Here is a 14,058-nt window from a genome sequence, read left to right on the forward strand (position 1 = left end):
CTCGGCCCGTCGGACGAGCACCCGCGTGGGGTCCCCCGGACGGCCGCGCGGAACCGACTTCTGAAAGACGGACACCGAGTTGAACCGCACCGTGCGCGGCGCCGTGACGTTGGGCAGGGCGCACGAGGACGTTCGTGCCCCTGCCGGATCGCCGCCGGGAGCACAACCGCCACCACCCGGCGAAGTGATCCACGTCACTGTGAGGTCAGAGCCGTCATGTCCGTCGTACCCGACCCGTCCCCCACCCCCGACCGTCCTCCGTCCCCCGTCACCACCGCCACTTCGCGAGGAGGCTCCGTGGCCACCGAGACACCGCCCGGCGCGAACACAGACCGCCGACTTCCCTCCGCCGAGGAGTTCGTCCAGGTGCAGCAGAGCGCGGAGTTCGGTGAACTGCGCCGCTCCTACCGCTCCTTCGCCTTCCCGCTCACCATCGCCTTCATCGCCTGGTACCTGCTGTACGTCCTGCTGTCGAACTACGCGGGCGGCTTCATGGGCACCAAGCTCTTCGGCAACGTCAACGTGGCCTTCGTGCTGGGCCTCGCACAGTTCGTCACCACGTTCCTCATCGCCTGGTGGTACTCGCGGCACGCCGCCGAGAAGCTCGACCCCAAGGCCGAGGCCATCAAGTCCCGGATGGAGGGCGGCGCATGAGCCCCGCGATCACCCTGGCCGCCAACGAGGCCAGCGAGCACCGGCCGCTGATCATCACCCTGTTCGGCCTGTTCGTGGTGGCCACCCTGGTCATCACCGTCTGGGCGGGCCGGCAGACCAAGGACGCCGCCGACTTCTACGCCGGCGGCCGCCAGTTCAGCGCCTTCCAGAACGGCCTCGCCGTCTCCGGCGACTACATGTCCGCCGCGTCCTTCCTCGGCATCGCCGGCGCCATCGCCCTCTTCGGCTACGACGGCTTCCTCTACTCCATCGGCTTCCTGGTCGCCTGGCTGGTGGCCCTGCTGCTGGTCGCCGAACCGCTGCGCAACTCCGGCCGCTACACCATGGGCGACGTCCTGGCGTACCGCATGCGCCAGCGCCCGGTGCGCACCGCGGCGGGCACCTCCACCATCGTCGTCTCGATCTTCTACCTGCTGGCCCAGATGGCGGGCGCGGGCGTCCTCGTCTCCCTGCTCCTCGGCATCACCTCCGACGCGGGCAAGATCCTGATCGTCGCCCTCGTCGGCGTCCTGATGATCGTCTACGTCTCCATCGGCGGGATGAAGGGCACCACCTGGGTCCAGATGGTGAAGGCCGTGCTGCTCATCGGCGGCACGCTCCTCATTACGTTCCTGGTGCTGCTGAAGTTCGACTTCAACATCTCCGATCTGCTCGGCTCCGCCGCCGAGAACAGCGGCAAGGGCGCCGCCTTCCTGGAGCCCGGCCTCCAGTACGGCGCCACCGGCACGTCCAAGCTGGACTTCATCTCCCTCGGCATCGCCCTGGTCCTCGGCACCGCGGGACTGCCGCACATCCTGATCCGCTTCTACACGGTGCCCAACGCCAAGGCCGCCCGGAAGTCCGTGAACTGGGCCATCGGCATCATCGGCGGCTTCTACCTGATGACCATCGCCCTCGGCTTCGGCGCCGCCGCGCTGATCTCCCAGGAAGAGATCATCGCCTCCAACCCGTCCGGCAACACCGCCGCCCCGCTGCTCGCCCTGCACCTCGGCGGCGTCGACTCGGCCTGGGGCGCGGTGCTGCTCGCCACCATCTCGGCGGTGGCCTTCGCGACGATCCTCGCCGTGGTCGCGGGCCTCACCCTGGCCTCGTCCTCGTCGTTCGCCCACGACATCTACGCGAACGTCATCAAGAAGGGCAACGCCACCGAGAAGCAGGAGGTCCGGGCGGCCCGCCTGGCCACCATCGGCATCGGCGCGGTCTCCATCCTCCTGGGCGCCCTCGCCCGCGACCTCAACGTGGCCGGCCTGGTCGCGCTGGCCTTCGCGGTCGCCGCCTCGGCGAACCTGCCGACCATCCTCTACAGCCTGTTCTGGAAGAGGTTCACCACCCAGGGCGCCCTGTGGTCGATCTACGGCGGCCTGATCGTCGCCGTCGGCCTGGTGCTGTTCTCGCCCGTCGTCTCCGGCGACCCGAAGGCGATGTTCCCCGACGTCGACTTCCACTGGTTCCCGCTGAAGAACCCGGGCATCATCTCCATCCCGTTCGGCTTCCTGATGGGCTGGCTCGGCACCGTCCTGTCCAAGGAGAAGGCGGACTCCGACAAGTACGCCGAACTCGAGGTCAGGTCCCTGACCGGCACCGGAGCGCACTGAGCGCACCCGCGCCGCGGCCGCGTCGTAGGACCCTACGACGCGGCCGCGTCCTGCCTGGTGGATCAGGGCGGTGTCGTTGTCGGTGCCGTCACGTAGGCTCACTGGTGACGGAAGACGTGCGAAGGCGGTACGGGAGGGGGCCACGTGCTCATCGACACCTTCGGCCGGGTGGCCACGGACCTCAGGGTCTCGCTCACCGACCGGTGCAACCTCCGGTGCACCTACTGCATGCCCGAGGAGGGCCTGCAGTGGCTTGCCAAGCCCGACCTGCTCACCGACGACGAGATCGTGCGCCTGATCGGCATCGCGGTACGGGATCTGGGCATCGAGGAGGTCCGGTTCACCGGCGGAGAGCCCCTGCTGCGTCCCGGCCTGGTCGGCATCGTCGAGCGCGTCGCCGCCCTGGACCCGCGTCCCCAGATGTCCCTGACCACCAACGGCATAGGTCTCCGGCGTACGGCGGCCGCCCTGAAGGCCGCGGGCCTGGACCGGGTCAACGTCTCCCTCGACACCCTGCGCCCCGACGTCTTCAAGACCCTCACCCGCCGTGACCGCCACAAGGACGTCCTCGAGGGTCTCCAGGCCGCCCGCGAGGCGGGCCTCACCCCGGTCAAGGTCAACACGGTCCTGATGCCCGGGCTGAACGACAACGAGGCTCCGGACCTCCTGGCCTGGGCCGTCGAGCACGACTACGAACTGCGCTTCATCGAGCAGATGCCCCTGGACGCCCAGCACGGCTGGAAGCGCGACGGCATGGTCACCGCCGGTGACATCCTGACCTCTCTGCGCACCCGCTTCGACCTCACCCCGGAGGGCTCCGCCGAGCGCGGCTCCGCCCCCGCGGAACGCTGGCTGGTCGACGGCGGCCCGCACCGCGTCGGCGTCATCGCCTCGGTGACCCGCCCCTTCTGTTCCGCCTGCGACCGCACCCGCCTCACCGCCGACGGCCAGGTCCGCACCTGCCTCTTCGCCACGGAGGAGACAGACCTGCGCGCCGCCCTGCGCTCGGACGCCCCCGACGAACAGATCGCCCAGATCTGGCGCCAGGCCATGTGGGGCAAAAAGGCAGGCGCAGGCCTGGACGACCCCACCTTCGTCCAACCCGACAGACCCATGTCAGCAATCGGCGGCTGACACGGCCTCGTGGCCGAGTTCCTCAGGGTCGCGGGAACCGGCGCGCGTCTCAGGGGCGCGGGGAACTGCGCGTTCTTTCAGGGGCGCGAGGAACTGCGCAATCTTTTAGGGGGCGCGGGGAACGGCGCAGTCTTTTAGGGGCGCGGGGAACTGCGCGAACAACCACAACCGACGGAACCCCGAAGAACGACCCGCACCCTACGGCGCAGCCTCTTCCCACTCCGTCAACAACACAACATCCTTCAAAAACCCCCGAACCCCCAGAAACTGCGACAGATGCTCACGATGCTCCTCGCACGCGAGCCACGTCTTCCGCCGCTCAGGCACATGCAGCTTGGGATTGTTCCACGCCAGCACCCACACCGCCGCGACCCGGCAACCCTTCGCCGAACAGATCGGAATGTCACTCACAGCTTCGTCTCACAACCGCAACGGAAAAGGCGACGCCGAGCAGCCACGGGGGGAGCTGCCCGGCGTCGGTCTGTCGCTCCGACGGGGGATGCGGAGCGCGTGTGCAGTATGTCATGGGTCACCCTTCGCGGGGCACCGGAACAACACGATTGCTTCAGGCCGTTCACAGTCGCCACACAGCCCCGCTCAGGCCCGATCGGTGGGCTCGTCGTCGTCCTGCCGAGGCGGCGTGATCATCGGCGGCGACGGTGTGCTGACGAACGTCGAGGGCAGCCCGGGCGCGTTCTCCCGCCCGGCGTTGGCGATCACCACCGCGATGTACGGCAGGACCAGCCCGAGGACCAGCGCCACGATCGCGACATGCCGCTCCACGTTCCACAGCACCGCGGCCAGGACCACCGACACCGTGCGCACGCTCATGGAGATGACGTACCGGCGCTGCCGGCCGCGGACGTCGTCCTGAAGTCCCTGCCGGGCTCCGGTGATCCGGAAAACCTGGGCGTCACCGCCGCTGTGCCGCATCCGCATCACTCTTCACCATCCGCCCGCATCGGATCCACCCGGCCCGTGCCCGCTCCGCTCCCGGCGGGACCCGGGTCCGGACAGACTCCACGTTACGCCGCGGCTGCGCCGCATTCGAGACCGGGTCACCCCACTGCCTGCACGAACGCGCCTCGCCTCCGGCCCGTACACCCGAGGCCGACATGCGACGTACTGACACCGCGCCCAGACTGAGGGCAGTGCTCACGAGGAGCCACAGGAGGAGGCGACCATGGGCTGGTTGTGGGCGATCATCGTGGGGTTCGTACTGGGACTGATCGCCAAGGCGGTCCTGCCCGGCAAACAGCACAGCCCGCTGTGGCTGACCACCATCTTCGGCATGCTCGGCGCGATCGCGGGCAACGCCATGGCCCGTGGCTTCGGAGTGGAGGAGACATCCGGCATCGACTGGACCCGCCACATCTTCCAGCTGATCGCCGCCATCATCATCGTCGCGGTAGGCGACATGGCCTACATGGCAACCTTCGGCAAACGCAAACAACAACGCGCCTGACCCCAAGAAGGCCCACGTTGGTCGGGGGCGCGAGGAACTGCGCAATCTTTTGGGGGGGCGCGGGGAACGGCGCAGTCTTTCAGGGGCGCGAGGAACTGCGAATCTCTTGGGGGCGCGGGGAACTGCGCAGTCTTTCAGGGGCGCGGGGAACTGCGCGACCAGCCACGACGTAGGGAAAAGACGAACGGAAAAGGGGCGCGGGGAACTGCGCGAAACGCCACCACGGGCGCCCAGCCACAAAACCCCGCACCCCACACCGCGAAGCGCTACGCCCCGGTCACCTCGACCGCGGCCAGATTCTTCTTGCCACGCCGCAACACCAGCCACCGCCCATGCAGCAGCTCCTCCCGCCCAGGCACCGCGTCCTCCGCCGCGACCTTGACGTTGTTCACGTACGCCCCGCCCTCCTTGACGGTCCGCCGCGCCGCGGACTTGCTCGGCGCGAGCCCCACCTCGGCGAACAGGTCGACGACGGCCCCCAGCTCGGACACCGTCGCGTGCGGCACCTCCGACAGCGCCGCGGCCAGCGTCTTCTCGTCGAGCTCGGCCAGCTCACCCTGCCCGAACAGCGCACGCGACGCGGCGACGACCGCCTCGGTCTGCCCGGCACCGTGCACCAGCGTGGTGAGCTCCTCGGCCAGCGCCCGCTGCGCGGCCCGCGCCTGTGGCCGCTCCTCGGTCGACCGCTCCAGCTCCTCGATCTCCTCCCGGGACCGGAAGCTGAAGATCCGCAGGAACTTCGACACGTCCCGGTCGTCGGCGTTGAGCCAGAACTGGTAGAAGGCGTACGGCGTCGTCATCTCCGGGTCGAGCCACACCGTGCCCGACTCGGTCTTGCCGAACTTCGTGCCGTCGGCCTTGGTGATCAGCGGCGTGGCCAGCGCGTGCACCGCCGCGTGCGGCTCGACCTTGTGGATCAGGTCGGCACCCGCCGTGAGGTTGCCCCACTGGTCGCTGCCACCGGTCTGGAGCGTGCAGCCGTGCCGCCGGTACAGCTCCAGGAAGTCCATGCCCTGAAGGATCTGGTAGCTGAACTCGGTGTAGCTGATGCCGGCGTCGGAGTTCAGCCGCCGGGCGACGGCCTCCTTCGCGATCATCTTGTTGACACGGAAGTGCTTGCCGACGTCCCGGAGGAACTCGATGGCCGACATGCCCTGGGTCCAGTCCAGGTTGTTGACCATGGTGGCGGCGTGCGGGCCCTCGAAGTCCAGGAACCGCTCGATCTGGCCGCGCAGCCGGGACACCCAGGCGGCCACCACCTCGGGGTCGTTCAGCGTGCGCTCCGCCGTCGGCTTCGGGTCGCCGATCAGACCCGTGGCGCCCCCGACCAGACCCAGCGGGCGGTTGCCCGCCTGCTGGATCCGGCGCATCGTCAGGATCTGCACGAGGTTGCCCAGGTGCAGGCTGGGCGCGGTCGGGTCGAAGCCGCAATAGAACGTGACGGGGCCGTCCGCGAACGCCTTGCGCAATGCGTCCTCGTCGGTGGAGAGGGCGATCAGCCCGCGCCACTTCAGCTCCTCGACGATGTCCGTCACGGTTCTCGTGTCTCCTCGGATGTTCCTCGGGCGGTCGAGCGACCACCACCCCCTGAGGTTATACGCCCTGGCTGACAGAGCTCATATTGAAATCGGGGACCCGCACCGGAGGCATCGCGGCCCGGGTGAACCAGTCGCTCCACTCCCGGGGCAGCGTGCGCTCGGTACGCCCGGCCTCGGTGATCCGGCCCAGCAGCCCGACCGGTGACTCGTTGAAGCGGAAGTTGTTCACCTCACCGGTCACCTCGCCGTTCTCCACGAGGTAGACACCGTCCCGGGTCAGACCGGTGAGCAGCAGCGACGCCGGGTCGACCTCGCGGATGTACCACAGACAGGTCAGCAGCAGCCCCCGCTCGGTGCTCGCGATCATCTCCTCCATCGAGCGGTCCTCGCCGCCGTCCAGGACGAGGTTGTCGACGGCCGGGGCGAGCGGCAGCCCGGTCAGGGAGGCGGTGAACCGGCTGGTGATCAGGTTCTTCAGCTCGCCTCCCGCCACCCACTCGGTGGGTGCGAGCGGCAGGCCGTTGTCGAACACCGACGCGTCACCGCCGGAGGAGTGCGCGAGCACGAACGGCAGCGATTCGAGACCGGGCTCGTTCGGGTCGCTGCGCAGGGTCAGCGGCAGATCGGTCAGCTTCTCGCCGATCCGGGTGCCGCCGCCCGGCTTGGAGAACACCGTTCGGCCCTCGGCGGCGTCCCGCCCTGACGCCGACCACATCTGGTAGATCAGCAGGTCCGCGACCGCGGTCGGCGGCAGCAGCGTCTCGTACCGGCCCGCCGGCAGCTCGATCCGCCGCTCCGCCCAGCCGAGCCGCACCGCGAGCTCCGCGTCCAGCGCCGCCGGGTCGACGTCCTTGAAATCGCGGGTGGAGCGGCCCGCCCAGGCCGAGCGGGTCCGGTCGGGCGACTTCGCGTTCAGCTCCAGCGTGCCGTTGGGCTGGTCGTGCCGCAGCCGCAGACCCGTGGACGTACCGACATAGCTGGTCGTCATCTCGTGGTTGGCGAAGCCGTACAGCTCGCGGCCGCCCGCCCGCGCGCGGGCGAAGGCCTCGCCGAGAGCGGGCGCGAAGTCGGCGAACACCGCCGAGGACGTCTCCTCCGGCGCGTCCGTGAAGTCGGGCGCCACGGCCACGCCGGTGACCAGCGGCTGCGCGTCCTCCGCGGGCGCGGCCCCGCGGGCGGCGGCCTCGGCGGCGCGCACCAGCGGCTCCAGCTCGTCCGCGGTCACCGCCGAACGCGACACCACACCGGAGGCGGTGCCCTCCTTGCCGTCCACGGTCGCGATCACGGTGAGCGTGCGCCCGCGCGTGACACCGTTCGTGGTCAGCGCGTTGCCCGCCCAGCGCAGATTGGCCGTCGACTGCTCGTCGGCGACGACCACGCACCCGTCCGCGCGGGACAGCTCCAGAGCCCGCTCGACGATCTCGTGCGGCTTGTTCGTACGAGCACTCATCGCCCGGCCTCCTGCGTCGTGTTCAGGCTGTGCTTGCCCGGGTGACGACCCCCGGACCCCCGGCAGATCCCGATGAACCCGCTCACTTGCCGGCCTCCTGCGTCGTGTTCAGAATGTTGACGCCCCGGAACAGGGCGGACGGGCAGCCGTGGGACACGGCGGCGACCTGGCCGGGCTGGGCCTTGCCGCAGTTGAAGGCGCCGCCCAGGACGTAGGTCTGCGGGCCGCCGACGGCCGTCATGGAGCCCCAGAAGTCCGTGGTGGTGGCCTGGTAGGCGACGTCCTTGAGCTGGCCGGTGATCCGGCCGTTCTCGATCCGGAAGAAGCGCTGGCCGGTGAACTGGAAGTTGTAGCGCTGCATGTCGATCGACCAGGACCGGTCCCCGACGACGTAGATGCCCCGGTCGACCCCGCCGATCAGGTCCTCGGTCGACAGCCCGGCCGGGTCCGGCCGCAGCGAGACGTTGGCCATGCGCTGCACCGGCACATGGCCGGGGGAGTCGGCGAAGGCGCACCCGTTGGACCGCCCGAGACCGGTCAGCTTCGCGATCCGGCGGTCCAGCTGGTAGCCGACCAGCGTGCCGTCCTTCACCAGGTCCCAGGACTGCGACCGGACCCCCTCGTCGTCGTAGCCGATGGTCGCCAGACCGTGCTCGGCGGTGCGGTCGCCGGTGACGTTCATCAGGTCCGAGCCGTAGCGCAGCTTGCCGAGCTGGTCGAAGGTGGCGAAGGAGGTGCCGGCGTACGCGGCCTCGTAGCCGAGCGCCCGGTCCAGCTCGGTGGCGTGCCCGATGGACTCGTGGATGGTCAGCCACAGATTGGACGGGTCCACGACCAGGTCGTACAGCCCCGCCTCCACGCTCGGCGCGCGCATCTTCTCGGCGAGCAGCTCGGGGATCTGCTCCAGTTCCCCGTCCCAGTCCCAGCCGGTGCCGGTCAGATACTCCCAGCCGCGTCCGACCGGCGGCGCGATGGTGCGCATGGAGTCGAACTCTCCGCTGGACTCGTCCACCGACACCGCGTTGAGCTGCGGGTGCAGCCGGACGCGCTGCTGGGTGGTCACCGTCCCGGCCGTATCGGCGTAGAACTTGTTCTCGTGCACGGTGAGCAGCGAGGCGTCGACATGGTCGACCCCCTGCGCGGCCAGCAGCCGGTTGCTCCACTCCGCCAGCAGCGCCGACTTCTCCTCGTCGGGCACCGTGAACGGGTCGATCTCGTACGACGACACCCAGGTCTTCTCGGAGTGCACCGGCTCGTCGGCCAGCTCCACCCGCTCGTCCGACCCGGCCGCCCTGATCACCTGCGCGGACAGCTTGGCCATCGCCACCGCCTGCGCCGCGACCCGCGCCGCCGCGTCCATCGTCAGGTCGACACCCGAGGCGAACCCCCAGGTCCCGCCGTGCACGACCCGCACCGCGTATCCCAGGTCGGTGACGTCCGAGGTGCCGGCCGGCTTGGCGTCCCTCAGCCGCCAGGACGCGCTGCGCACCCGCTCGAACCGGAAATCTGCGTGCTCGGCACCCAGGGCACGCGCGCGTGCGAGCGCGGCGTCTGCCAGAGCGCGTAGAGGGAGTGCCGTGAACGACTCGTCAATGCTATGAGGCACCGGCGTCTCTTTCTGTCGGATCGGTAGGGAAGCAGCGGAGGCGTCTCCGATCATGGCGCCCATCCCGCGTGCGGACCACATGTTTCGGGCCTGAGTCGGCCGGAATCTGTAGAGACCCGACAGACCGGCCCCCGCGCCACTGTGGATGCCCGAATGCCCGCGGCGGCGAGACGCCAGATAGGTTTTCGGTGAAGCCGCCTGTCATCCAGGTGTTCGGGCGGGCAGGACCGCTATCGAAAGGGTGATCCGTTGAGCCGCTCGGTTCTCGTCACCGGAGGCAACCGGGGCATCGGCCTCGCCATCGCCCGCGCATTCGCCGACGCCGGCGACAAGGTCGCCATCACGTACCGCTCGGGTGAGCCGCCGGCCGCCCTGACGGAATTGGGCTGCCTCGCCGTCAAGTGCGACATCACCGATCCCGAGCAGGTGGAGCAGGCCTACAAGGAGATCGAGGACAGCCACGGTCCCGTCGAGGTGCTCGTCGCCAACGCCGGCGTCACCAAGGACCAGCTGCTGATGCGCATGTCCGAGGAGGACTTCACCTCGGTCGTCGACACCAACCTCACCGGCACCTTCCGGGTCGTCAAGCGCGCCAACCGTGGCATGCTCCGCGCCAAGAAGGGCCGCGTGGTCCTGATCTCGTCCGTCGTCGGACTGCTCGGCTCCGCCGGGCAGGCGAACTACGCCGCCTCCAAGGCCGGCCTGGTCGGCTTCGCGCGTTCCCTGGCCCGTGAGCTGGGCTCGCGCAACATCACTTTCAACGTCGTCGCGCCCGGCTTCGTCGACACCGACATGACCAAGGTGCTCACCGACGAGCAGCGCGCGAACATCGTGTCGCAGGTCCCGCTCGGCCGTTACGCGCAGCCGGACGAGATCGCCGCGGCAGTGCGGTTCCTCGCCTCCGACGACGCCTCGTACATCACTGGAGCCGTCATCCCCGTTGACGGCGGACTGGGAATGGGTCACTGATCACCATGAGCGGAATTCTCGAGGGCAAGCGCGTCCTGATCTCCGGTGTGCTGATGGAGTCCTCCATCGCCTTCCACGCCGCCAAGCTGGCCCAGGAGCAGGGTGCCGAGATCATCCTGACCGCGTTCCCGCGGCCCACGCTGACCGAGCGCATCGCCAAGAAGCTCCCCAAGCCCACCAAGGTCATCGAGCTCGACGTCACCAACGACGAGCACCTGGGCCGCCTGGCCGACCTGGTCGGCGAGGAGCTCGGCGGCCTCGACGGCGTCGTGCACTCCATCGGCTTCGCCCCGCAGGACGCCCTCGGCGGCAACTTCCTCAACACGCCGTTCGAGTCGGTCGCCACGGCCATGCACGTCTCGGCGTACTCCCTGAAGTCGCTGACCATGGCCTGCCTGCCGCTGATGCAGAACGGCGGCTCGGTCGTCGGCCTCACCTTCGACGCGCAGTTCGCGTGGCCGCAGTACGACTGGATGGGCCCGGCCAAGGCCGCCCTGGAGGCCACCAGCCGCTACATCGCCCGTGACCTGGGCAAGCAGAACATCCGCTGCAACCTGATCTCCGCGGGTCCGCTCGGCTCCATGGCCGCCAAGTCCATCCCGGGCTTCGGCGAGCTGGCCTCCGTGTGGGACACCCGCTCCCCGCTGGAGTGGGACCTGAAGGACCCCGACCCGGCCGGCCGCGGCATCGTCGCGCTGCTGAGCGACTGGTTCCCGAAGACCACGGGCGAGATCATCCACGTCGACGGCGGTCTGCACGCCATCGGCGCCTGACCTCCGGTTCCACGCTCCCGACGCCCCGTTCTCCGCCTCGTGCGGGGAGCGGGGCGTCCCCCGTTCGGCCCATCCGGCCGGGCGCCGAGAGGGGACGGCTGGGCAGTCTGGACGAAGCGTTCACCGCGTGATTCCCCTCCCCAGCCCGGTCGAGGAGGTCCCCCTTGTGCGCCTGTCCAGAAGCCTGGCCCCAGTGACCCTCGCCCTCGCTCTCGCCTTCTGCGCCCCGTACGAGGCGTCGCCCCACGCGCGCGTGGCCGAGGAGAGTCCGTCGTCGCCTTTCGAGGCCGAGTGCCGTACCGACGTCAGCGGTTCCCATGTGGTGGCTCACTGCCACAACCCGTACCCGGGCGTCGACCGGGTACGGCTGCACATCGAGTGCGACCGCTGGTGGGATCTCGACACCGACAGCACGCCCGTCGACGCGGGCCCGGCGGTGACCGTACGGCTCACCGGCCGGTGCTGGAAGGAGGTGCGCTCGGCGTGGATCAGCCATCAGCGGGGCTGAGCCGGGCGGGGGGGGGCGCGGCCCCGCCCGCCCCGCCCCCGCGGCTTCCTCCGGCGGCCCTGCTTCCTCAGGTGGCCCGGCTGCCTACGGCGGTCGGCTCAGTCCTGGACGCCGGTGGCTTCCGTGAGCGGGCGGCAGCCGAGCGGGTAGCTCTCCGCCTCCGCGGCGGCCGTCTCCGCGTCCCCCGCGCGGATCGCGTCCATCAGCCGGGTGTGGTCCATGTACGTCTCCGGCGTCAGCTCCTCGCCCACGTCGTCGCGCAGCCAGTCCCGCAGCACCTCGCCGAGGTCGGCGTACATCGCCGTCATGACGTCGTTGTGCGAGGCCGCCACGACGGCCAGGTGGAAGGTCGCGTCCGCGGTGACGAAGGCTTCCTTGTCCCCGGACTCCCACGCCTCCTCACGGCGCCGCAGCAGCGTCTCCAGCTGCTTCAGGTCGCGCTCGGTGCGCCGCTCGGCGGCCCGCTTCGCCGCGCTCGACTCCAGCGTGGCCCGCAGTTCGGCGATGTGCCGGGGGTCGGCGCCGGCGAAGCGGCGGTGCATGACCCCGGCCAGCTCGCTGGTGGCCGCCACGTAGGTGCCCGAACCCTGGCGGATGTCCAGCAGACCGTTGTGCGCGAGCGCCCGCACGGCCTCGCGGACGGTGTTGCGGGCCACCCCGAGCTGCTCGACCAGCTCGGGTTCGGTGGGGATACGTGAGCCGACCGGCCACTCGCCCGAGGTGATCTGGTGGCGCAGCGCGGCGATGACCTGCTCGGACAGGGCCGAGCGGCGGGGATGGCTCAGGGGCATGACTCACCTTCGCACGTCCATGGCGGCCGAGGGCCGTTCAAGGGTGGACAACCAATCATCCCATGATTCTATGATGGGTGACATGGCTGCCGAGGAGACACGCGCGAAGACCGCCCCACGGGCCCCCGCCGGAACCCCGACGGCGTCGTCCGCCGCGGTGGCGGGCGGGTCGGCGTCCACGCGCGCGTGGACGGGACGGCTCCTTGTCGTCGCCGTCGTGCTGGCCGCGCTGAACCTCCGCCCCGCCATCACCAGCCTCGGCGCGCTGATGGAGGAGGTCCGCGAGGGGCTCGGCATGAGCGGCGGCATGGCCGGTCTGCTCACCTCGGTGCCGCCGCTTTGCTTCGCGGTCTTCGGCATCACCGCGCCGCGCCTGGCCCGCCGCTTCGGTCCGGGCGCGGTCGTGTGCGCCGGCATGGCCGCCATCGCCACGGGCCTGCTCGTGAGGCCGTACGTCAGCAGTACGCCGCTCTTCCTGGCCGCCAGCGCGCTCGCGCTCATGGGTATCGCGGTCAGCAACGTCCTCATGCCGGTCATCGTCAAGCGCTGGTTCCCGGACCGGGTCGGCTCCATGACCGGCCTGTACTCCATGGCCCTGGCCATGGGCACCTCCGTGGCCGCCGCCACGACCGTGCCGCTGACCGACGCGCTGGGCGGCAGCTGGCAGACCGGCCTCGCGGTGTGGGCGGGGCCGGCGGTGGCGGCCGTGGTGCCGTGGCTTCCGTTCGTACGGGGCCGGGGTGCGGGGCGGGGCGAGGGCGCCGCCTCCGCGGAGGCGGCCGCCGGAGCCGGGGCGGCCTCCACGCGCGCGGAGCGGCAGCCCGCGGCCCTGCGTATCACCCGCAGCCGCACCGCCTGGGCGCTCGCCGTGTTCTTCGGCCTCCAGGCCACCGCCGCCTACATCACGATGGGCTGGATGGCACAGATCTTCCGCGACGCCGGGGTGGCCGCCTCCAGCGCCGGTCTGCTGCTGGCCGTGACCATGGTGATGGGCGTGCCGCTCGCCTTCGTCATCCCGCGCCTGGCCACCCGGTTGCCCCACCAGGGCCCGATGGTCCTCGCGCTGGGCCTGTGCGGGCTCGCCGGGTACGCGGGCCTGTACTTCGCCCCGGCCGTCGGCGCCTGGGCGTGGGCGATGCTGATCGGCATCTCCAACTGCGCCTTCCCGCTCGCCCTGACCATGGTCGGCATGCGTGCCCGCACCGGGGCGGGCGTGGCCCAGCTCTCCGCCTTCGCCCAGAGCACCGGCTACCTGATCTCCATCCCCGGCCCGCTCCTGGTCGGTGTCCTCTACCAGCACACCGGCGGCTGGGGCGTCCCCCTCGCCCTCATGGCCGCCCTGATGCTGCCGCAGATGGCGATCGGATTCCTCGCAGGCCGCGACCGCACAGTGGAAGACGAGACGACACCCCAACCCACACCAACGCCCTGAACGCAGCCCCAAGGAACGCGAGGACCTGCGCAGTCCTGAGGCACCCGGGGAACGACGCAGCCCCAAGGAGCGCGGGGAACTGCGCAATCTTGGAGCACGGGGAACAGCGCAGTCCTGAGGCA

The 14,058-nt window shown here is 70.3% G+C and carries 14 protein-coding genes; 8 read left to right on the forward strand and 6 right to left on the reverse strand.

The window, feature by feature from the left end; genetic code table 11:
• Positions 1–297: 297 nt before the first annotated feature.
• The 3 genes from ACZ6SQ_RS27080 to moaA all read left to right on the forward strand — a co-directional run bounded on the left by ACZ6SQ_RS27080 (position 298) and on the right by moaA (position 3,404).
• Complete coding sequence (locus ACZ6SQ_RS27080; RefSeq protein WP_386379464.1) at positions 298–654, forward strand: DUF485 domain-containing protein; 357 nt, start codon at positions 298–300, stop codon at positions 652–654.
• On the forward strand, positions 651–2,270 hold the full coding sequence (locus ACZ6SQ_RS27085) for a solute symporter family protein (RefSeq protein ID WP_469566463.1): 1,620 nt from the start codon (positions 651–653) through the stop codon (positions 2,268–2,270). The genes ACZ6SQ_RS27080 and ACZ6SQ_RS27085 overlap by 4 nt, the downstream gene beginning before the upstream one ends.
• 144 nt (positions 2,271–2,414) lie before the next feature.
• Positions 2,415–3,404: a GTP 3',8-cyclase MoaA gene (moaA, locus tag ACZ6SQ_RS27090; protein WP_469566465.1), complete on the forward strand. Its 990-nt coding sequence runs from the start codon at positions 2,415–2,417 to the stop codon at positions 3,402–3,404.
• A gap of 198 nt (positions 3,405–3,602) precedes the next feature.
• Here the strand turns inward: moaA and ACZ6SQ_RS27095 are convergent, their stop codons facing one another.
• A complete protein-coding gene (locus ACZ6SQ_RS27095) occupies positions 3,603–3,815 on the reverse strand; it encodes a hypothetical protein (protein WP_386379467.1) in 213 nt (70 codons plus the stop codon).
• A gap of 186 nt (positions 3,816–4,001) precedes the next feature.
• The gene (locus tag ACZ6SQ_RS27100) at positions 4,002–4,343 is read right to left on the reverse strand and encodes a DUF3099 domain-containing protein (protein ID WP_469566467.1); all 342 of its coding nucleotides are present in this window, start codon (positions 4,341–4,343) and stop codon (positions 4,002–4,004) included.
• A 244-nt stretch (positions 4,344–4,587) separates the two neighbouring features.
• Between ACZ6SQ_RS27100 and ACZ6SQ_RS27105 the strand changes: the two genes are divergently transcribed.
• Entirely contained in the window at positions 4,588–4,869 is a 282-nt protein-coding gene (locus tag ACZ6SQ_RS27105) for a GlsB/YeaQ/YmgE family stress response membrane protein (RefSeq protein ID WP_386379469.1), read from the forward strand.
• 266 nt (positions 4,870–5,135) lie between these two features.
• Here ACZ6SQ_RS27105 and tyrS read toward each other — a convergent pair whose 3' ends face one another.
• The 3 genes from tyrS to ACZ6SQ_RS27120 form a co-directional block, all read right to left on the reverse strand.
• Positions 5,136–6,404 (reverse strand): tyrosine--tRNA ligase, encoded by a 1,269-nt coding sequence (gene tyrS / locus ACZ6SQ_RS27110; protein WP_469566470.1) that lies wholly within the window; start codon positions 6,402–6,404, stop codon positions 5,136–5,138.
• A gap of 58 nt (positions 6,405–6,462) precedes the next feature.
• Positions 6,463–7,857 carry a metallopeptidase TldD-related protein gene (locus tag ACZ6SQ_RS27115; protein WP_469566472.1) on the reverse strand — a complete coding sequence of 465 codons (1,395 nt, stop codon included), beginning with the start codon at positions 7,855–7,857 and terminating at the stop codon, positions 6,463–6,465.
• A gap of 82 nt (positions 7,858–7,939) precedes the next feature.
• Positions 7,940–9,463: a TldD/PmbA family protein gene (locus ACZ6SQ_RS27120; protein WP_386379472.1), complete on the reverse strand. Its 1,524-nt coding sequence runs from the start codon at positions 9,461–9,463 to the stop codon at positions 7,940–7,942.
• Positions 9,464–9,712: 249 nt separating this feature from the next.
• Between ACZ6SQ_RS27120 and fabG the strand changes: the two genes are divergently transcribed.
• The 3 genes from fabG (at position 9,713) to ACZ6SQ_RS27135 (ending at position 11,713) form a co-directional block, all read left to right on the forward strand.
• The gene (gene fabG / locus ACZ6SQ_RS27125) at positions 9,713–10,432 is read left to right on the forward strand and encodes a 3-oxoacyl-[acyl-carrier-protein] reductase (protein WP_386379473.1); all 720 of its coding nucleotides are present in this window, start codon (positions 9,713–9,715) and stop codon (positions 10,430–10,432) included.
• 5 nt (positions 10,433–10,437) lie between these two features.
• Complete coding sequence (fabI, locus tag ACZ6SQ_RS27130; protein WP_386379474.1) at positions 10,438–11,205, forward strand: enoyl-ACP reductase FabI; 768 nt, start codon at positions 10,438–10,440, stop codon at positions 11,203–11,205.
• A 166-nt stretch (positions 11,206–11,371) separates the two neighbouring features.
• The gene (locus ACZ6SQ_RS27135) at positions 11,372–11,713 is read left to right on the forward strand and encodes a hypothetical protein (RefSeq protein WP_469566475.1); all 342 of its coding nucleotides are present in this window, start codon (positions 11,372–11,374) and stop codon (positions 11,711–11,713) included.
• A 98-nt stretch (positions 11,714–11,811) separates the two neighbouring features.
• Here ACZ6SQ_RS27135 and ACZ6SQ_RS27140 read toward each other — a convergent pair whose 3' ends face one another.
• Complete coding sequence (locus ACZ6SQ_RS27140; protein ID WP_469566476.1) at positions 11,812–12,504, reverse strand: FadR/GntR family transcriptional regulator; 693 nt, start codon at positions 12,502–12,504, stop codon at positions 11,812–11,814.
• A gap of 70 nt (positions 12,505–12,574) precedes the next feature.
• On the opposite strand from ACZ6SQ_RS27140, the gene ACZ6SQ_RS27145 reads away from it, so the two are divergent.
• On the forward strand, positions 12,575–13,936 hold the full coding sequence (locus ACZ6SQ_RS27145) for a CynX/NimT family MFS transporter (RefSeq protein ID WP_469566478.1): 1,362 nt from the start codon (positions 12,575–12,577) through the stop codon (positions 13,934–13,936).
• Positions 13,937–14,058: the final 122 nt, after the last annotated feature.

This window comes from Streptomyces sp. NPDC048600 (assembly GCF_055587025.1).

Bases quoted from the DNA above. Each gene is read 5' to 3' on its own strand.
- fabI (WP_386379474.1), top strand. From the start codon at position 10,438: ATGAGCGGAATTCTCGAGGGCAAGCGCGTCCTGATCTCCGGTGTGCTG.
- ACZ6SQ_RS27115 (WP_469566472.1), bottom strand. From the start codon at position 7,857: ATGAGTGCTCGTACGAACAAGCCGCACGAGATCGTCGAGCGGGCTCTG.
- ACZ6SQ_RS27100 (WP_469566467.1), bottom strand. From the start codon at position 4,343: ATGCGGATGCGGCACAGCGGCGGTGACGCCCAGGTTTTCCGGATCACC.
- ACZ6SQ_RS27140 (WP_469566476.1), bottom strand. From the start codon at position 12,504: ATGCCCCTGAGCCATCCCCGCCGCTCGGCCCTGTCCGAGCAGGTCATC.
- ACZ6SQ_RS27105 (WP_386379469.1), top strand. From the start codon at position 4,588: ATGGGCTGGTTGTGGGCGATCATCGTGGGGTTCGTACTGGGACTGATC.
- ACZ6SQ_RS27145 (WP_469566478.1), top strand. From the start codon at position 12,575: ATGATGGGTGACATGGCTGCCGAGGAGACACGCGCGAAGACCGCCCCA.
- ACZ6SQ_RS27085 (WP_469566463.1), top strand. From the start codon at position 651: ATGAGCCCCGCGATCACCCTGGCCGCCAACGAGGCCAGCGAGCACCGG.